This window comes from Actinoplanes oblitus (assembly GCF_030252345.1).
GTDB lineage: Bacteria > Actinomycetota > Actinomycetes > Mycobacteriales > Micromonosporaceae > Actinoplanes > Actinoplanes oblitus.
This window is the reverse complement of record NZ_CP126980.1, coordinates 4,917,254-4,934,604: the sequence shown is the minus strand read 5'-3', so window position 1 is coordinate 4,934,604 and position 17,351 is coordinate 4,917,254. Positions and strand designations below refer to the sequence as shown.

General features: G+C 73.6%; 17 protein-coding genes. 11 read left to right on the top strand and 6 right to left on the bottom strand.

The genetic code is table 11. From position 1 onward, the window contains the following. The first annotated feature begins 93 nt into the window (after positions 1 to 93). Positions 94 to 642: a YciI family protein gene (locus Actob_RS22080; protein ID WP_284913681.1), complete on the top strand. Its 549-nt coding sequence runs from the start codon at positions 94 to 96 to the stop codon at positions 640 to 642. A 31-nt stretch (positions 643 to 673) separates the two neighbouring features. Here Actob_RS22080 and Actob_RS22075 read toward each other — a convergent pair whose 3' ends face one another. Beyond that, complete coding sequence (locus Actob_RS22075; RefSeq protein ID WP_284913680.1) at positions 674 to 3,055, bottom strand: ABC transporter permease; 2,382 nt, start codon at positions 3,053 to 3,055, stop codon at positions 674 to 676. Then, on the bottom strand, positions 3,049 to 3,786 hold the full coding sequence (locus tag Actob_RS22070; RefSeq protein WP_284913679.1) for an ABC transporter ATP-binding protein: 738 nt from the start codon (positions 3,784 to 3,786) through the stop codon (positions 3,049 to 3,051). The genes Actob_RS22075 and Actob_RS22070 overlap by 7 nt, the downstream gene beginning before the upstream one ends. Before the next feature lie 91 nt (positions 3,787 to 3,877). Between Actob_RS22070 and Actob_RS22065 the strand changes: the two genes are divergently transcribed. From Actob_RS22065 to Actob_RS22055, 3 genes are all read left to right on the top strand, one after another. Beyond that, a complete protein-coding gene (locus Actob_RS22065) occupies positions 3,878 to 5,113 on the top strand; it encodes a sensor histidine kinase (RefSeq protein ID WP_284913678.1) in 1,236 nt (411 codons plus the stop codon). Further along, positions 5,086 to 5,745, top strand: a complete 660-nt coding sequence (locus Actob_RS22060; RefSeq protein WP_284913677.1) for a response regulator — start codon at positions 5,086 to 5,088, stop codon at positions 5,743 to 5,745. Before Actob_RS22065 ends, Actob_RS22060 begins: the two co-directional genes overlap by 28 nt. 174 nt (positions 5,746 to 5,919) lie before the next feature. Next, entirely contained in the window at positions 5,920 to 7,449 is a 1,530-nt protein-coding gene (locus Actob_RS22055; protein ID WP_284913676.1) for a M4 family metallopeptidase, read from the top strand. 284 nt (positions 7,450 to 7,733) lie between these two features. Here Actob_RS22055 and Actob_RS22050 read toward each other — a convergent pair whose 3' ends face one another. Next, a complete protein-coding gene (locus tag Actob_RS22050; RefSeq protein ID WP_284913675.1) occupies positions 7,734 to 8,330 on the bottom strand; it encodes a TetR/AcrR family transcriptional regulator in 597 nt (198 codons plus the stop codon). Between the two features lie 23 nt (positions 8,331 to 8,353). Between Actob_RS22050 and Actob_RS22045 the strand changes: the two genes are divergently transcribed. From Actob_RS22045 to Actob_RS22035, 3 genes are all read left to right on the top strand, one after another. Beyond that, on the top strand, positions 8,354 to 8,776 hold the full coding sequence (locus Actob_RS22045) for an SRPBCC family protein (protein ID WP_284913674.1): 423 nt from the start codon (positions 8,354 to 8,356) through the stop codon (positions 8,774 to 8,776). Positions 8,777 to 9,114: 338 nt separating this feature from the next. Then, positions 9,115 to 9,456 carry an STAS domain-containing protein gene (locus Actob_RS22040; protein ID WP_284913673.1) on the top strand — a complete coding sequence of 114 codons (342 nt, stop codon included), beginning with the start codon at positions 9,115 to 9,117 and terminating at the stop codon, positions 9,454 to 9,456. A gap of 99 nt (positions 9,457 to 9,555) precedes the next feature. After that, positions 9,556 to 10,179, top strand: coding sequence for a hypothetical protein (locus Actob_RS22035; protein ID WP_284913672.1), 624 nt, complete (start codon positions 9,556 to 9,558; stop codon positions 10,177 to 10,179). Between the two features lie 45 nt (positions 10,180 to 10,224). On the opposite strand, the gene Actob_RS22030 is transcribed toward Actob_RS22035, so the two are convergent. Together Actob_RS22030 and Actob_RS22025 are read right to left on the bottom strand one after the other, a co-directional pair. Then, the gene (locus tag Actob_RS22030) at positions 10,225 to 11,694 is read right to left on the bottom strand and encodes an arabinofuranosidase catalytic domain-containing protein (protein WP_284913671.1); all 1,470 of its coding nucleotides are present in this window, start codon (positions 11,692 to 11,694) and stop codon (positions 10,225 to 10,227) included. Between the two features lie 298 nt (positions 11,695 to 11,992). After that, the gene (locus Actob_RS22025) at positions 11,993 to 12,469 is read right to left on the bottom strand and encodes a response regulator (protein WP_284913670.1); all 477 of its coding nucleotides are present in this window, start codon (positions 12,467 to 12,469) and stop codon (positions 11,993 to 11,995) included. Positions 12,470 to 12,643: 174 nt separating this feature from the next. Between Actob_RS22025 and Actob_RS22020 the strand changes: the two genes are divergently transcribed. From Actob_RS22020 to Actob_RS22005, 4 genes are all read left to right on the top strand, one after another. After that, on the top strand, positions 12,644 to 13,042 hold the full coding sequence (locus Actob_RS22020) for a hypothetical protein (protein ID WP_284913669.1): 399 nt from the start codon (positions 12,644 to 12,646) through the stop codon (positions 13,040 to 13,042). 121 nt (positions 13,043 to 13,163) lie between these two features. Continuing rightward, positions 13,164 to 13,847, top strand: a complete 684-nt coding sequence (locus tag Actob_RS22015) for a YwqJ-related putative deaminase (protein WP_284913668.1) — start codon at positions 13,164 to 13,166, stop codon at positions 13,845 to 13,847. Further along, positions 13,847 to 14,338 carry an SUKH-3 domain-containing protein gene (locus Actob_RS22010; protein WP_284913667.1) on the top strand — a complete coding sequence of 164 codons (492 nt, stop codon included), beginning with the start codon at positions 13,847 to 13,849 and terminating at the stop codon, positions 14,336 to 14,338. Before Actob_RS22015 ends, Actob_RS22010 begins: the two co-directional genes overlap by 1 nt. 355 nt (positions 14,339 to 14,693) lie before the next feature. Beyond that, positions 14,694 to 15,989, top strand: coding sequence for a threonine/serine exporter family protein (locus Actob_RS22005; RefSeq protein ID WP_284913666.1), 1,296 nt, complete (start codon positions 14,694 to 14,696; stop codon positions 15,987 to 15,989). Positions 15,990 to 16,058: 69 nt separating this feature from the next. Here the strand turns inward: Actob_RS22005 and Actob_RS22000 are convergent, their stop codons facing one another. Beyond that, entirely contained in the window at positions 16,059 to 17,255 is a 1,197-nt protein-coding gene (locus Actob_RS22000) for an MFS transporter (RefSeq protein WP_284913665.1), read from the bottom strand. Positions 17,256 to 17,351 lie beyond the last annotated feature (96 nt).

Below are 17,351 nucleotides of genomic sequence, written 5' to 3'. Positions count from 1 at the left end.
ATCTCGGCATGGATCCAGCCCGGCCGCCGTCCGCCGCTACCGATGACCGAAACGCGTTGCCCCGCGGCGGGCCCTCCGGTGAAGATCGTCGGCATGGAGTTCCTGTGCTACCACCGTGACCGGCCCGCCTCCGGGGCACTCCGCGACGAGCTGATCGAGGAGCACTGGACCTACATGGACCGGTTCGCGGCGGAGCTGATCGCCCGCGGGCCGACCCTCACCGAGGACGGCGAGACCGCCACCGGCAGCGTGCACATCATCGACCTGCCCGGCCCGGCGGCGGCCCGCGCCTTCGCGTTCGACGAGCCGAACTACCAGGCCGGCGCGTACCGCGACGTGCTGATCCGCCGCTGGCGCAACCTGCTCGGGCGCACCATGTGGCAGTTCCCCGGCGACCTGACCGACGGCAACCGGTACCTGGTGCTGGGCTTCGGCGCCGGCCCGGCCGCCGACCTGAGCGTGCCGGCCGAGACGGACCGGCTGATCGCGTACGGGCCGCTGCTGTCCGACGACGGCGACACCTGGCTGGGCACCGCCATGCTGGTCCAGGCGCCGCACCCGGATGCGGCCCGCGCCCCGCTCACCACCGACCGCTACGCGAGCATCGAGGTGCACGTCTGGGAGCCGGGCGGCCGGCGCTGACCCCGCCGCACCGCCGCCACCGGTCCGGGCGTCAGTCCGGGCTGCCGGTCGCCGTACCACCCCGTGTCCGGCCGCGTCCCGACCAGGCCGCCGCGACGACCGCGACGGCGGCGCAGGCCAGCAGGGTGCTGCCGAGCGCCCGCCACGGCACCACGACCACCGCACCCGCACCGAGCCGCACCAGCGCGCCCGCGACACCGAGCAGGTTCACCGCCGTGACCAGGAGCCCAAGCAGCCCGCCCACCAGCACCACCGCCACGGCCTCGGCGATCACCACCAGCCGCACCTGCCGCCGGCTCGCCCCGGCCAGCCGCAGCAGCCGCCGGTCGCGGGTCCGTCCCGCCGCGGCCATCAGCATCGTGTTGGCCACGGCGATGCCCGTGTAGACCAGCGCGATGCCCAGCACCACGGCGTAACCCGCCCGCGTCTGGCGGCTGCCGACCGGCCGCTGACCGGCGAGCCACTGCTCACGCGTCCACACCCGGGCCCCGGGCGGCACCACCGGCCCGGCGTGCGTCCCGGCCGGCCACACCAGGTCGAGACGGCCGGGGGCAGCCCCGCCGGCGTTGCGCGTCGTCACGTAGACGCCGTTGTCGCCGGTCCCGGCGGCCAGCACCGCCACGACGCGCAGCGACCGGCTGGTCCCGTCGGCGAGCCACACGCCGACCCGCCGCCCGACCCGGTGCTCGGCCCACTCCTCGTTGACCACGATGCCGTCGTCGTCCAGGTCGTCGAGGCTGCCCGCCACGACCGGCAGGCGGCGGACCGCGCTCAGCGTCCGCGGATCGACGGCCTGGGCGTCCGCCCGGATCAGGGCGACACCGTCCTCCAGCGTGTACACCGTCGTGGCGGCGCTGGCCATCACCCGCGCGCCCGGAGCGGTCACGGTGTCCAGGCCAGACCCGGTCACGATCACGTCGGCGGTGGTCTGCCCGGCCAGCTCCGCCGCCTTGGCCCGGGCGATCGTCGCCGGCGTGCCCAGCAGCGAACCGGCCAGCGCCACCGTCACCAGCACCGGCGCGGCGACGGCCGCCGTCCGCCGCGCCCCGGCCCGCGCGTTCGCGCGCACCAGCATCCCGGTGACCCCCGGCAGCCGCACCACCAGCCCGGTCAGCGGGCCGGCCAGGGCCGGCGCCAGCAGCGCGACAGCGGTGATCAGCAGCATCGGCTGGGTGGTGTAGGTCTTGCGGTGCAGCGCCTCACCCGGATCGCCGAGCAGCCGCCAGCAGAGCAGCCCCAGTCCGGTGGCCAGCAGCCCGGCCCCGCAGATCCACCGGCTCAGCGGCATCGCCCCGGTGTCGGCCGACGCCTCGCGCAGCGCCTCCACCGGCCGGACCCGCCCGGCCCGGACCGTGGCGACGGCAACCCCGGCCAGCGCCACCACCAGCCCGGTCCCGAACGCCACGTGGTAGGGCCACCGCTGCTCGCCGATGGCGAACCAGCCCGGCGCCAGCCGCTCCTCGACCAGGACCCGGGCCAGCAGCGGCGCACCCCGCGCGCCGAGCGCACACCCGGCCGCCGACGCGAGCACCCCGGCCACCGCCGCCTCCGCGAGCACCGTCCGGCGCACCTGCCGGGGCGTCGCGCCGGCCGTGCGCAGCAGCGCGATCTCCCGCCGCCGCTGCGCCACAGCGAACGCGAAGGTGGACGCCACCACGAACACCGACACGAACGCGGTCACCCCGCCGGCCGTGCCGAGCAGCGCGTTCATCGCCACGAGCGCGTCCCGGTCCCGGTCCGGATCCGGATCGGCGCGCCGCCGCTCGTCGCCGGTGAGCACCCGCACCCCGGCGTCGCCGGCCGCCGCCCGGACGGCCTCCGGCGCCGCCGCCACGACCAGGTTGTCGATCCGCGGCGCGATCCGGGCGGCCGTGTCGTCGCTGAAGAACACCGCTTTCTCGTACGGCACGGCGCCCAGCACCCCGGCCACCGTGTACTCGTCGTAGCCCACCGGCGTCCGCAACCGCACGCTCTGCCCGGCCAACTCCGGAGCACCCACCATGACCACCTCGGCCGGCCCCCGGGGCTCGCGCCCGGCAACCAGCCGGTAGCCCCCGAAACCGGCCACCGACCAGGGGTGCCCGACCAGCCCGCCGGCCACCGGGAACGACCGGTCGGCAACCGTCCGCCCCACCGTGGCCAGCCGCTCGGCGACGGCGGCCGGCACCGCGCGCGGTCGCGCGAGCCGCTGCACCCGATCCCCGATCCGCGACGGGACCCGCAGTTCGTCGGCGCCGCGGACCACGACCGGCGCACCCGCGAACCGCTCCGGCGGCTGCCGCGGAGCGTCCAGTGTGGCGGCCAGCCCCAGACCCATGGTGACCAGCAGAGCCACTCCGAGGGCGAGCGCCACGAAGGTGCCGGCCAGCGTGCTCCACCGGGTGCGCAGGCTGCTCAGCGTCACGATCAGCACGGGGTCGCCGCCATCCGGGTCATCTCGGCGGCGACCGCCTCCGCCGACGGCGCGTCGAGGGCACCGGCGAGCCGGCCGTCGGCCAGGAAGACCACCCGGTCGGCGTGGGACGCCGCCACCGGGTCGTGAGTGACCATCACGATCGTCTGCCGCTCGTCGTCGGCCAGCCCGCGCAACATCCGCAGCACCGTCCGGCCGGTCGCCGAGTCGAGGGCGCCGGTCGGCTCGTCCCCGAACAGCACGTCCGGGCGGGTGATCAGCGCCCGGGCGATCGCGACGCGCTGCTGCTGGCCGCCGGACAGCTCCCCCGGCCGGTGCCGGGCCCGGTCCACCAGCCCCACCCGGGCGAGCACGTCGCGCACCTCGGATCGGGCCGGCCGGCGCCCGGCCAGCCGCAGCGGCAGCGCCACGTTCTGCTCCGCGGTCAGCGTGGGCAGCAGGTTGTACGCCTGGAAGACGAAACCGATCCGGTCCCGGCGCAGCCGGGTCAGCCGGTTCTCGCTCAGCGTGGTCAGCTCGGTGTCGCCCAGCAGCACCGACCCGGAGGTCGGCCGGTCCAGCCCGGCCGCGCACTGCAGCAGCGTCGACTTGCCGGAGCCGGACGGTCCCATGACGGCGGTGAAGGTGCCCGGGGCGAAGGACAGGGACAGGTCGTGCAGGGCGGTCACCGCCGCGTCGCCGGAACCGAAGGTCCGGACGACACGGTGCAGCCGCATCGCGTCACGGGTCATGCGTCCACCCTGCCGGGCGGCCGGACCTGTCACATCCTCGCCAGCTGGCGTCTCCGGGGTAGTGCCAGGGCTACCGCATAGGGTGGCGGCCATGTCGTTAGTGGCGTCGTGGCGACCGTTGTGCGCTCTGCTCTACCTGCTGGCCAACGGCGTCGCGGGACTCCTCGCCCTACTCGTCTCGCTGCTGCTGTTCGCCGCCGGCGGGGTCCTCGCGGTGGTCCTGGTGGGCCTTCCACTGCTGGCCGCCCTGGCGTTGATCGGCCTTCCGGCGGCCGCGCTGGAACGCCGTCTGCACCCGCTGATCGACCACCGGCCGCTGCCGCACGGGCACCGGGTGCCGCCCCGGCCCGGGCTCGCGCCCTGGCTGCGTACCCGGTACACGGAAAGCGCCACCTGGCGTGAACTCGGTTTCGTGGCGCTGCTGATGACCGTGCTGTGGCCGCTGGACCTGCTCGCCGTGACACTCGCGGTGACCGTTCCGGCGGCACTGCTCGCCACACCCCTGATGTTCGACGGCGAGCAGGTCAACGTGTTGAAGGCGTACCCGGTGACGTCCTGGCCGGAAGCGATCCTCGCCGCGGCCGCCGGCCTGCTCGCCCTGGTGGCCACCGGTTACGGGCTTGTCGTGCTGGCCGCCGCCCGGGGCGCGCTGGCCCGGCTCGTGCTCACCCCGGGTGACGAGCATCGGCAGGTCGTCGAGCTGACCCGGTCCCGGGTCCGGCTGGTCGACGCGTTCGAGGCCGAGCGCACCCGCATCGAGCGGGACCTGCACGACGGCGCCCAGCAGCGGCTGGTGGCGCTGGCCATGATGCTCGGGCTGGCCCGGCTGGACGTGCCGCCCGGCCCGCTCGGCGACCAGCTGGCCCGCGCGCACGACGAGGCCGAACGGGTCCTGGTGGAGCTGCGCGAGCTGATCCGCGGCATCCAGCCGCCGGTGCTCACCGACTTCGGCCTCGAGGCGGCGGTCACCGACCTGGCCGAGCGCTGCACCGTACCGGTCGAGGTGGACTTCCCGGTCGCGCACCGCTTCGCCCGGGCGGTGGAGTCGACGGCCTACTTCGTGGTCGCCGAGGCGCTCACCAACCTGGCGAAGCACTCCGGCGCCGACCGGGGCGCGATCACCGGCCGCTACACCGGGCAGGCGCTGACCGTCGAGATCTCCGACGACGGTTGCGGTGGCGCCGCCCTGAGCGCCGGGACCGGCCTGCTCGGACTCGCCGACCGGGTCTCCGTCGCCGGTGGCAGACTGTCGCTGGCCAGCCCGCCGGGCGGCCCCACCCGCGTGATCATGGAGATTCCTTGCCAGGCCCTTCCGGACTCCGCGTAGTCCTCGCCGAAGACAGCGTCCTGCTCCGCGACGGCCTGACCGGGCTGCTGGCCCGCTTCGGCCACGAGGTGGTCGCCGCCGTCGCCGACAGCACCGCGCTGCGGCAGGCCGTCGCCGAGCGGGAGCCGGACGTGGTGGTCACCGACGTCCGGATGCCACCCGGCTTCCAGGACGAGGGCCTGCGAGCCGCGGTGGCGCTGCGCCGCGACCACCCGCGCCTGCCGATCCTGGTGCTCAGCCAGTACGTCGAGACCCGGTACGCCACCGAGTTGCTCGACGCCGGCGACGGCACCCACGTCGGCTATCTCCTCAAGGACCGGATCAGCCACGTCGGCGAGTTCGTCGACGCCCTGCGCCGGGTGGCCGGCGGCGGCACCGTCGTCGACCCGGAGGTGGTCCGCCAGCTGCTGCGCCGCCGCCGCGATCCGGTGCGGTCACTGACCGCCCGCGAGCGCGAGGTGCTGGCGCTGATCGCCGAGGGCCGCTCCAACCTCGCCATCGCCACCGCGCTGACCGTCGCCGAGGCCTCGGTCGCCAAACACATCCGCAGCATCCTGCACAAACTCGGTCTGCCCCCGGACGAGGAGACCCACCGTCGCGTCCTGGCCGTCCTCACCTTCCTGCGCTCCTGAGGCAGCGGGCGACCGGCGTCGTTTGTCGCGGGATGGTGCGGACAGCGAGGGTTTCCCCCATTCCGCAAATTCATGCGTGTAGATAGCGTCACTCCTGTCTGATCCGGTCCGGCCACCTCGCCGCACCGGACGTCGAGCCCGCCCGCCACCCCCCGGGCGGGGAAGGAGTACGAGATGGCACGAATCCCCCTGGGCATCGCGCTGGCCGCCGGCACCGCGGCGGCCTCGGCGCTGGTCGCGGTGTCCGGTCCGGCAGCGGCGCAGGCGCCCACCCCGGCGGTGGACCCGGTCGCGCAGGCCGACGCCGTGGTCGCCGCCCGCCCGGCCGCCCTCAAGGCCGGCACGCACGACGCCTTCCAGCGCAGCCAGGTCATCCAGTCGCAGGGGCTGACCTACGCGGCGTACGACAGGACGTACAAGGGCCTGACCGTCAAGGGCGGCGACCTCGTGGTGGTCACCGACACCGCCGGCCGGACCAGGTACACCTCGGTGGCGCAGAGCAACCCGATCGGCGAGCTGTCCACCGTACCGGCAATCTCCGCGAAGGCGGCCGTGGCGACCGCCAAGCAGCAGCTGAGGAGCGTGTCCGGGGTCGAGGCGACCCGCCTGGTCGTGCTCGCGGCGCCGGGCCGGTCGGCGGCGCTGGCCTACGAGACGACGGTGAACGGCACCGGGGCCAAGGGCGCCAGCCGGCTCACCGTGGACGTGGACGCGATCAGCGGCAAGGTGCTCGCCACCGAGGAGCACGTCACCGAGGCGACCGGCACGGGCACCGGCTGGATCAACGGCACGGTGTCGCTGAACACCACCCAGTCCGGCTCGACGTACTCCCTGAAGGACCCGTCGACCACCAACCTGAGCTGCCAGGACGCCTCCACCCGGGTGACCTTCAGCGGCCCGGACAACGTGTGGGGCAACGGCAACGGCACCAGCAAGGAGACCGGCTGCGTGGACGCGCTGTACGTGGCGCAGAAGCAGACGGCGATGCTGTCGGCGTGGCTGGGCCGCAACGGGCAGAACGGCTCCGGCGGCGCGTGGCCGATCCGGGTCGGGCTGAACGACCAGAACGCCTACTACGACGGCACCCAGGTCCAGATCGGCAAGAACACCGCCGGTAAGTGGATCTCCTCGGCCGACGTGGTCGGGCACGAGCTGGGCCACGGCATCGACGACAAGACGCCGGGTGGCATCTCGAAGGGCGGCACCCAGGAGTTCGTGGCCGACACGTTCGGCGCGGCCACCGAGGCGTACGCCAACAACCCCAACGACCCGGCCGACTACCAGGTCGGCGAGGAGGTCAACCTGGTCGGCAGCGGCCCGATCCGGTACATGTACAACCCGTCGCTCGCCGGTGACGACAACTGCTACTCCAGCAGCACCCCGCGCGACGAGGTGCACGCCGCGGCCGGGCCCGGTAACCACTGGTTCTACCTGCTCGCCCAGGGCAGCGGCGGCAACGGGCAGCCGGCCAGCCCGACCTGCAACGGCTCGTCGGTGACCGGCGTCGGCGTGCAGACCGCCATCAAGATCATGTACAACGCCATGCTGCTGAAGACGTCCAGCTCGTCGTACGCGAAGTACCGGGTGTGGACGCTGCAGGCGGCGAAGAACCTGTACCCGGGCAGCTGCACCAACTTCAACGCGGTGAAGGCCGCGTGGAACGCGGTCAGCCTGCCGGCCCAGTCCGGCGAGCCCACCTGCTGATCGGCGCGTCGCGGCCCGTTCCGCTCGATCGATGCGTTTGCACACATCGAGCGGAACGGGCCGCATGCGAAGAATCATGGCCGCCGCGATGGTGGCGAGCACCCTGCTGCTCGATTCACCGAGATGACCGGCGCGGACCCGTTGCCGTCGCGGCCGCTGTCCGAGACCGCTCTCGGGCTGCTCCTGCCGATCGCGCCGGGTACCACGTCGGTGCGGGTCTCGACCCCGACGGTCGCCGACGGCGTGCCCGAGGGCGAAAAGCACGCCCGGCGGGCGGGGCTGGTCTATCCGCCGGATTTCGGTGACCCGGTGGAGCCGCCACCCGCCGACGGAACGGTCGCCGGCTGACCGATGCCGGCGAGGTGGACGAACAGGTCGTGCGCCGCGTCCACCTCGGCCGGGTCCTCGCCGGCCAGCAGGTCGATCAGCAAGCCGCGGCTGACCGCGACACCCAGCCGCAACGCCGCCCGGTCGGGCGCGATCCCGAGCCGCCGCGCCGCCTCCTCGGCGTCGTCCAGCCAGCTCGCGGTCAGCCCGGCCGGGCCCGGCGCCGCCCCGCGCGCGGTGAGCGCGAACACCTCGAAGAACAGCCGCACGAACGGCCGGACCTCGGGGCTCGACACGGCCCGCCAGACATCCGTCATCAGCTCGGCCGGGGTGGCCGCGCTCTCCGCCAGGGCGACCATCGTGGCTCGCTGCCGCTCCTCCATCGCGCCGACCACTGCCGTGAGCAGGCCCTCCCGCGAACCGAAGTGGAACAGCAGCATGCGGTGGCTGGTGCCGGCGCCGGCCGCGATCTCGCGCAGGCTGCGGTCGGCCAGCCCGTCGCGGGCCGCGAACTCGAGGATCCTGGCGAGCAGTTCGGCGCGAGCTTCAGACATGTACCAAATGGTACAGTCACCGCATGCGCTACTGGGAAACGATCGACATCGACGCGCCGGTCGCGCTGATCTGGCGCCTGACCACCGACATCGAGGACTGGCCGGACTTCCTGCCGACCGTCCGGCGACTGGACCGTCTCGACACGGGCGAGCTGCGGGTCGGCAGCGCCGCCCGGCTCGAGCAGCCCGGGCAGAGCAGCGCCGTCTGGACCGTGACCCATCTCGAACCGGACCGCGAGTTCACCTGGGAGACCCACCGGCCCGGCCTGCGCCTGACCGGCCGGCACCTGCTGGAGCCGGTCGGCGCCGGCACCCGGATGACGCTCGTCCTGGAGACCGCGGGCTGGGCGGCGGGCCTGGCGTCCGTGCTGTTCGGCGGCATGATGCGGGGCTCGCTGCGCCGGGAGAGCGAGGGCTTCGCCCGCCGGGCCACCGCCGGGGTCTGAGTCACCGGTCCGCCGAACTGGCCCGCCTGCGCGAGCCCGGCATCGCCAACGGCCAGGGCTCCCCCCTGTCCCGCCCCGCCGACCTCCGCTGACCGCCGCTCCCGGGCGAACCGGTTTCCGGTACGCCCGGGGGCACCCTCCGCCGCTCGCCACCAGCGCCGGGATCGACTGTTCACCCCGGCGAAACGGCGGTGGCCTGGGCTCCGCGCCGGCACCGGGAGTAGCGTGGTCGCGGTACTGCACCACGTCGGGTTCCCGGCCTCCGAGGTCGTCTTCTCGGCACTCGCTCCGCAGACGCGGGCGCGGGTCGGACGAAGCGATCACGGTCTGGAGGCCCCATGCCCACCATCACCCTGGATTCTCCCTCGGCGCTCGTCGTGCGGCTCCGGTCCCGCACCGAGGCCATGACGGTCATCGAGGTGGCCGGCGAGGTCGACATGGACAACGCGGCCCAGCTGCTGCACGAGGTCACCACGCTGCTGCCGGGTGACGGCGACGTCGCCCTCGACCTCGCCGCGGTCACCTTCCTGGGCTCGGCCGGCGTGCTGACGCTGCTGCGCTGCCGGGAGATCGCCGAGCGGCGGACGACCCGGCTGGCGATCAGCCGGGCACATCGGAACGTTCGTCAGGTCCTGGACATCTGCGCCCTCACCGAGATGTTCCATCTGACCGCGGCGTGAGCATGCCCCGGCGATCGGGGGCCGGGTCCACCGGCACGGCGAACACCCGAACCGGAAGGTTCGATGTCGGGCGGATTTCCGGATCATTACGCTGACCTGGTGGAACCACTTGATCTGATCGGCTGGGCGGGCTCGTGCCTGCTCGTCTGGTCCCTCTTGCAAAACCGGCTGCTGCGCCTGCGCGCGCTCAATCTGGTGGGCTGTCTGGTGCTCATCGGATTCAACGCGGCCCTCGGCGTCTGGCCGATGGTCGGGCTCAACGTCGTGCTGGCGGTGATCAACATCTGGTATCTGGCCCGGATGCTGGCGACCCGGCACGACGAGAAGACGTACCAGGTGGTCGAGGTGCGGACCGACGACGGCTTCCTCGCCCACCTGCTGCGCAGCCATCACGCCGACATCACCCGGTTCACCCCGGGCTTCACCGCTGAGGGGCTCACCCGCCGCGACCAGTCGGCGTTCCTGGTGGTCAACGGGGACGAGGTGGCCGGCGTGGTGGCGTTCCACATGACCGGCAACGGGGTGGCCCAGGTCGACCTGGACTACGTGACCGAGCGTTATCGGGACTTCACCCCCGGCGAGTTCGTCTTCCGGCGCAGCCGCTACTTCGTCGAGCGCGGCTGCCGGACCGTGATCACTCCGCCCGGGATGCGTACGCCGTACTACGACCGGCTCGGCTTCCGGCGCAGCGGCGAGTCGTACGTGCTGGAACTGACCGCCTGACGGTTCCGTGGCGGCCCGGGCCCGGGCCGCCACCTCACCATCGGGTTACGAGCCGAACGACCAGAGCTGGCAGGTGTTGTTCAGCCACATCCAGAGCCGGGCCGGGGTGCCGTTGGCGGTACCGCAGTCCTGGTCGTCCAGGACCATGCCGCTGTTCTCCACGACCAGCTCGTAGCGGCCGTTGCCGGCCGGGACGACCGCCCACTGCTGGCAGGTGTTGCCCAGCGACTGCCACAGGTTGACGGCGGTGCCCAGGGCCTGGCCGCAGTTGACCGCGTCGAGGACCTTGCCGGCGTTCACGTTGGTGATCGTCCACTTGTTGGCGCCGACGCTGGTGAACTTCCACTGCTGGCAGCTGTTGCCCAGCGACTGCCACTGCTGGATCGAGGTGCCGTTCGCGGTGCCGCAGTTGGTCGCGTCCAGGACCTTGCCGCTCCGCAGGTTGGTCAGGCGGTAGGTGGCGCCGTCGACCGGGAAGGTCACGCTCTTGCCGTAACCGACCGAGACGATGTTGGCCTGGACCGCGTTTTCCGTGGCGTCGCTCGGGTAGCCGCTGGTCATCACGCCCTCGAAGAACGAGCCGACCGAGCCGTTGCTGTTGTCACCGCCGATGCCCAGGATGATGGCGCCCTGCTTGGTCATCGGCTGGTACCCCGACTGGGTGGGCAGCGAGCCGTTGTACCGGGTGGCGAGGCTGCCGGACTGGGCGTTACCGTCCTTGATCGCGTACGTCGTGGTGCCGTTGTTCTTCAGCATCGCGGTGACGAACGCGCTGTTCCGGCCGGTGTTCGAGGTCCACGAGCCGTTGCCGCCGGCGAACAGGCCGTTCTCCAGGTCGGCCTGCACCCGGGGACCGCCGGCGCACGGCGCGAACCAGCACTCGGTGCCGAAGTTGATGGCGTCCATGTCGCCGTTGCCGGTGTCCAGGTTGTTGGTCTCGGCGTTGCCGTAGTCGAAGCAGCAGCGGTCGTTGACGTGCGTGCCCTCGGTGACCATGTACATGCCCTCGGGCTGGCTGCCGGTGGCGACACCGCTGGTCGCGTTGTTGCGGTAACCGTTGCCGGCCGAGATGTAGACGCCGTAGACCTTGTGGCCGCCCGCGGTGATCGGCAGCGCGGCCGCGTTCGCCCCCTGGTCGGCGGTCGGGTTGGCGCCGCCGCCGGGCGCGATCGTCAGGTCGTTGTGCCTCGAGGTCTGATCGTAGATCTTGACGATCGTGCAGTAGGTGCCGGAGCAGAACGAGTCCTGGGCGGCGGCGTTGGCGTACCCGCCGGCGCTGAGCACGCCGATGTTCGCGGTGGCGCCGTCCGACCATCGCTTCACCTGGTAGAGCGAGCCGCCGTAGGAGCCGGACAGGGCGCGGGTGGTGCTGTGCGCGGCGACGCACGGGGTGCCGCCCGAGGCGTAGAGGTCGCACGGGAGGGTGCCGGCCGCGGTCGCCGGGGCGACGGTGGCGACCAGGGCGGTCGCGGCGAGGAGGGCGGCCGCGACGACGCCGAGGAACCTTCGGATCATGGGGGGACCTTTCGCGTACGTGTGCGACAGCGGCGGGGACAGCCGCTGGGGGGATGCACGGATGTGAAAGTTAACATCGATTTTCATGCTTGTTTCGTCGATGTCAATAGCCATCCCGCACCGCACGCGGGTTTCCTATGTGAACGTTAACGAGCCGGGCTCCGCGGGAATCTGAGAAGTAGTGGGGAACTTTCGGACCGGTCGGACGCGGCGTCCGCCGTGGCACGGGAGGATGCCGCGGCCCGGGCCGCGTCCCCCACCGACCCCCTTTCGGTACGCCCGGGGCACCGTCCCGCCATCACCCGCACCGGCAGCCGGCCGGCCACCCCGCGCTCACGTGACGGCCAGGGAGAAGACCCCGCCGACCCGGGCGGCCGGGTGGGCGGGCAGGCGGACGGTGCGGTCGCCGGTCAGCACGTCGTGCAGTTCGGCGAGGATGCGGCGCGGGGCCAGCGGCTTGGGCAGGTAACGGTCGGCGCCGGCGGCCAGGCCCGCGTCGACGTCGTAGGGGGTGGATGCTCGCCGAGAACATCAGGATGGCGAGGTCCCGGGTGGCGGGACTGCGCCGGACCAGGCGGCACAGGTCCATGCCGTTCATGTCGGGCATCCGGACGTCGGTGATCAGCGCGGCCGGGCCGGCGGTGGCGACCAGGCGGGCCGCGGTGGCACCGTCCCGGGCCGCGACGGTGCGGTAACCGGCGTTCTCCAGGGCAAAGGTCAGCAACTCGCGGACGTCACGGTCGTCCTCGGCGATGACCACCAGGGGCTGGTTCATGAGGGTTCCTCCGGGCTGTGTCGGCAGGCGGGTTCCGCGGGTGACGCCCGGCTCTTCGGCCCGGTGCGGGGCCGGTGGGGTGCGGGTCGGTTGCGGGCGGGTTGCGGGCGCTTCCGGGCGCGGTTTGGTGGCAGCGGCGCGGGGCACTTGTCGGGCATGGGTGACAGTCTTCTGGTGCGTTCCGCGGTTCTCGGCGCCTCGGCGGGCGCCCGCAGCCTCACTCCGCTGGCCCGGCTGGCGTTGCGCCGGCGCGGCTGGATCCGGGTGGCGGCCGGAGCCGCGGCGCTGGGCGAGATGGTGTTCGACAAGTCGGCCAAGGCGCCGAGCCGCCTCAAGCCGGCGCCACTGGCCGGGCGGGTCCTGCTGGGCGCGGTTGCCGGGGCCACCTATGCCCGGCGGCGCGGCGTGCCGATCGCGGGACCGGCGGTGGTCGCCGGGCTGACGGCCGGGGCGGCCAGCTTCGCCGGGGCCCGCTGGCGATCCTATGCGGCGCGGCATGACTTCGCGGTGCCGGGTGCGGTGGCCGAGGACGCCGCGGCGGTGGCGCTGGCCTGGGCCTCCTCCCGCGAGTAGCCGCCTCCCCCGACAGCCCGCGAGCCACCGACCCCGGCCGGCGCGACCACCGCGCCGAGGATCGACCCGGCCCATCGCTTCGTCGCCGCGGTCCTGGATCGACATGGGTACAGTGACGATCATGACGGCAGTGACCCAGGCCGATGCGGACGAGCGAGCCCGCCGCTGGATCGAGGAGGCCGCGCCCGGCGCCGAGCCGGTGCTGACCGAGTTCGAGCTGGGCTGGGTCATCTCCGCCCGGTTCCCGCCCGGCGACCCCAGCTGCGTGCCCAGCGTGGTGCTCGACCGGCGGACCGGTGAGATGACCATCGGCGGCACGCTGCCCCCGTCGCACATCGCCGAGTGGTACGTCCGCGACTTCCGGCCACCGCCGCGCCCGCCGCGGGTGATCCCCCAGCCCCGGCGCTTTCCCGCGATGATGAGCCGGTTGACGGTCGGTGACCGCTCGTGGGTGGCGCTCAGCGGCCGCTCGGAGGCCGGGTTGCCACCGCACCCGGCGGTCGCCACGTTCTTCGAGGCGATGCCGCCCCACTATCGGGAACGCGGCTGCGAGCGCTCGGCGGAGGCCGCCGTCTTCTCCCGGTTCCTCTGGGAGCAGGAGAACGCGCGGACCGGGGCGGGCCGCCCGCGGCTGACCCCGCCCGAGATGCGGGAGTTGGTCCGCGGCGCCCGGCTGGAGACCTTCCGGATCCGCGAGGACGGTGACCCGACCGGCGGCACGCCGGTGAGCTCCCGGCTACCGGTCCTGCTCCTGCTGGACTTTCTCGGGCTGAGCCCGGACGCGGCGGCGAAGGGAAACCCCTGATGCGATTCCCGGCACCGGTCGAGGCGGTGCTGCGCGACGCCGGCTGGGCGGCGGGCCGCCGGGTCCCCGAGGTGGCGGCGCGCGTCATCCGGACGGTGTGCGCCTACACCGCCGGCGACGGCAGCCGGCACACCCCGTTTCCCGCCGCGGAGCGGGCGCTGACCGAGTTCGCCGGCGTGTATGTCGACCAGGACGGGCCCGGTGTCGCGCTGCGGCGGGCCCCGTTCGCCATCGACCCGACGATGGCCGTCCCGACCGCCGCCACCCTGGCCGCGTTCGGACGGGTCTTGGGTGTGCGGCTCTTTCCCCTCGGCGTCGAGGGCACCGACGACGCCATCCTGGCCATCGACGAGCGGGGCCGGGTCTTCGCCCTCGACCCGGCCGGCGAATGGCACCTCGGCGACGACCTCGACGCCGCCCTGACCACCCTGATCACCGGCACCGAGCCGCCACGCGTCGCCGACGACGGGACGTGGTCACCGGCGCCGTGAGCTCACCGGTCCGGCCCGGATCGTCGGGGCTGACGGGCGGGGAGCTTCGCCATCGAGTCCGGTGACTCACGTGGCCGGGGCCCGGGCGGCTCGGGCCGTTCCCGGCCCGCGGACGGATGTCGCCACGGCCGGCCGGCTGTCGACCCGCGCGGCCGGTGGCCGGGGGCGGATCCGATCAGAGGTGGTCGCAGGACGGGCTGCGGGGCGGCCGAGGGAGTGGGCTGCCGGCGAACCCGATCTCATCCGCCGTGGAGGAACCCACCGGCGGCATCAGCCGTCAGGCTTCCGGGACGGGGGTGACCATGACTCTGACGCGCTTCCGGTTCGCCGGCCCGCCGGGCGGCAGGACCGGCCGGTGAGCGGCGACTTCACCGCGCGGGACGAGCGCCTGCTCCTGGAGTTCCTGCTGTACCTGGGCAGCGGGCTGACGGCGGCCGGCGAGGCGGTCAACCAGATCCAGGAGCATCTGCTGCGGGTGGCCACGGCGTACGGCGCGGCGGACGCCCGGATCAGCGTCTTCCCGACGTTCCTGGTGGTGTCGCTGGCCCCCGGGCGGCCGGTGACCCAGGAACCGACCCGGCAGCTGGGCGGCGGCCTGCGGCTGGACCAGACCGCCGAGCTGTACCGGCTGCTGCGCGCCGCCGAGCGTGGTGAGGTCGCACCGGCCGAGGGCAGCCGGCGGGTGCTCGAGGTGGTCCGGACGCCGCCCCGCTTCGGCTCGCCGGTACGGGTCCTCGGGCACGCCGTGCTGACCGCCGGCATCTGCATGATCCTCAAACCGACCTGGGGTGACCTGCTGCTGGCCGCCCTCTTCGGGGTGCTGATCGGCGTGCTCAAGCTGACCGGCGCCCGCTGGGCCAGCGTCCAGATGATCATGCCGGTGGTGGCCTCGTTCACCGTCGCCGCGATCACCTTCGTGCTGGCCGGGACCGGGTGGGCCGAGGCCGACCTGCGCGCGCTGGTCGCGCCGCTGTGCACGTTCCTGCCCGGGGCGATGCTGACCATGGCGGTGGTGGAGCTGTCCGCGTACGAGATGGTCACCGGCGCCAGCCGCCTGGTCGCCGGCATCCTGCAGCTCGGGCTGCTCGCCTTCGGCATCATCGGCGCCGCCCAGGCGGTCGGCGTGCCACCGCCCGGGTCACCGGCCGACGTCGCCGCGAACACGCTGGGCTGGTGGGCACCCTGGCTCGGCACCGCCGTCGTCGGCGTCGGCAACTACCTGATGCTGGCCGGGCCGCCCCGGTCCCTGGGCTGGCTGTGCCTGGTCCTCTACGCCGGCTGGATCGGCCAGTACCTCGGCGGGCTGGTCCTCGGCGGCTACCTGAGCGGCTTCGTCGGCGCCGTGGCCCTGACCGTGGTCGCCTACCTGGTGGAGCGGGCGCCGGGCGCCCCACCCGCCCTGGTCTCGTTCCTGCCCGGCTTCTGGCTCCTGGTCCCGGGCGCCCTGTCCCTGATCGGCGTGACCGAGTACCTCGGCCAGTCAACGGTCCGCGGCGCCGAGGACCTGATCGACGCGGCGGGGTCGATGGTGGCGATCGCCCTCGGGGTGCTGTGCGGGCATCCGCTCTACCGGGCCCTGGCCGGCACCCTGCACTGGACCCGCCGCCAGGACGATCTCGTCCATCCGGACCCGCAGGGACACGGCGGATAGGTGACCATGCCCGCGTACGGGTCCGGTTCGCGGGTCGAGGCGCCGATCAGGTTCCGCCGCGGTCTCCCATCACCGATCCGGCGGCACGACCTCGGCCTCGCTCCGCGCCGGGCGCATCACGCTGCCGCTCGCCGCGACCACCACGGCCAGGACCGCCGGGATCCACAGCGCGGCGGGCAGGCCGACCACGGTGGCCGCCGCCCCGATCACGATCGGTCCGATCAGGAAGCCGACGTACCCGATGCTCACCACCGTCGACAGGTCACGCCCGGAGCGCCGGGCATCCCGGCTACCCACCGCGGAGAACACCTGCGGCGCGATCCCGGACAGCCCCAGCCCGAGCAGGCCGAAACCGGCCACCCCGGCCACCGGCCGGTCCACCAGCAGGGCCACGCCGAGACCACCCGCGGCCAGCAGGCCGCCCGCCCGCACCAGGGTGACCGGGCCCAGGGCGACCACCAGCCGGTCCCCGAAGATCCGGCCCACGGTCATCATGATGGCGAACGCGGCGTATCCGTAGGCCGCGAAACCCGGCGTGGCGTGCAGGTCGTCCCGCAGGTAGACAGCACTCCAGTCGGCCGCCGCCCCCTCACCCACCAGCGTGAACAGCACCAGCACGCCGAAGAACACCACTAGCGGCGACCCGCGCCCGCCGGGGCTCACGACGCGCGGCTCGGCGACCACTGCCCTGGACGGCAACACCCACAGCGCCGCCCACCCGGTCAGCACCAGCAGGCCGGCGCCGGTGAGCAGGAACGTCGGCCCGATCCCGACCGCGTGCCGGGCGAACTGGCCGCCGAGCAGCGCCCCGGCGAACCCGCCGACGCTGTAGATCGCGTGGAACGACGACATGATCGGACTGCCCCACGCCCGCTGCACCTCGACCGCGTTCGCGTTCATCGCGATGTTGAGCGTCCCGTGCACCGCGCCGAAGGCGAACACGGTGACGCACAGCAGCACCAGCGTGCCGGCCAACCCGGCCGCCGCCAGCAGCGTCCCCTCCAGCGCCGCCGCCACCACGAGCAGCCGGGAACTCCCGACCCGGTCGGACAGCCGCCCCAGCACGGCCAGCCCGAGCAGGCACCCGGCCGCGAACGCCAGCAGCACGAACGTCAGCCGCCCGTCGCTGAGACCGAGCTTCTCCTTGACCGCCGGCAGCCGCGCCGTCCACACCCCCAGCGCCGTCCCGAAGAGCAGGAACGCCAGCGAGGTGGCGACCCGCCCGCGGCGCGCCCGCCGCCGGTGATCGATGAGGACCTCTGACATGTGTTCTCCACCAGGCTCGCCGCTCGCGGACCGCTGCGGTCCGGGTCAGATCCTATGTGGATACGCCCGGAGCGCGCTCCGCACGAGAACGGGTGG

Bases quoted from the DNA above. Each gene is read 5' to 3' on its own strand.
- Actob_RS22080 (WP_284913681.1), top strand. From the start codon at position 94: ATGGAGTTCCTGTGCTACCACCGTGACCGGCCCGCCTCCGGGGCACTC.
- Actob_RS22070 (WP_284913679.1), bottom strand. From the start codon at position 3,786: ATGACCCGTGACGCGATGCGGCTGCACCGTGTCGTCCGGACCTTCGGT.
- Actob_RS22065 (WP_284913678.1), top strand. From the start codon at position 3,878: ATGTCGTTAGTGGCGTCGTGGCGACCGTTGTGCGCTCTGCTCTACCTG.
- Actob_RS22055 (WP_284913676.1), top strand. From the start codon at position 5,920: ATGGCACGAATCCCCCTGGGCATCGCGCTGGCCGCCGGCACCGCGGCG.
- Actob_RS22050 (WP_284913675.1), bottom strand. From the start codon at position 8,330: ATGTCTGAAGCTCGCGCCGAACTGCTCGCCAGGATCCTCGAGTTCGCG.
- Actob_RS22045 (WP_284913674.1), top strand. From the start codon at position 8,354: ATGCGCTACTGGGAAACGATCGACATCGACGCGCCGGTCGCGCTGATC.
- Actob_RS22040 (WP_284913673.1), top strand. From the start codon at position 9,115: ATGCCCACCATCACCCTGGATTCTCCCTCGGCGCTCGTCGTGCGGCTC.
- Actob_RS22030 (WP_284913671.1), bottom strand. From the start codon at position 11,694: ATGATCCGAAGGTTCCTCGGCGTCGTCGCGGCCGCCCTCCTCGCCGCG.
- Actob_RS22025 (WP_284913670.1), bottom strand. From the start codon at position 12,469: ATGAACCAGCCCCTGGTGGTCATCGCCGAGGACGACCGTGACGTCCGC.
- Actob_RS22015 (WP_284913668.1), top strand. From the start codon at position 13,164: ATGACGGCAGTGACCCAGGCCGATGCGGACGAGCGAGCCCGCCGCTGG.
- Actob_RS22010 (WP_284913667.1), top strand. From the start codon at position 13,847: ATGCGATTCCCGGCACCGGTCGAGGCGGTGCTGCGCGACGCCGGCTGG.
- Actob_RS22000 (WP_284913665.1), bottom strand. From the start codon at position 17,255: ATGTCAGAGGTCCTCATCGATCACCGGCGGCGGGCGCGCCGCGGGCGG.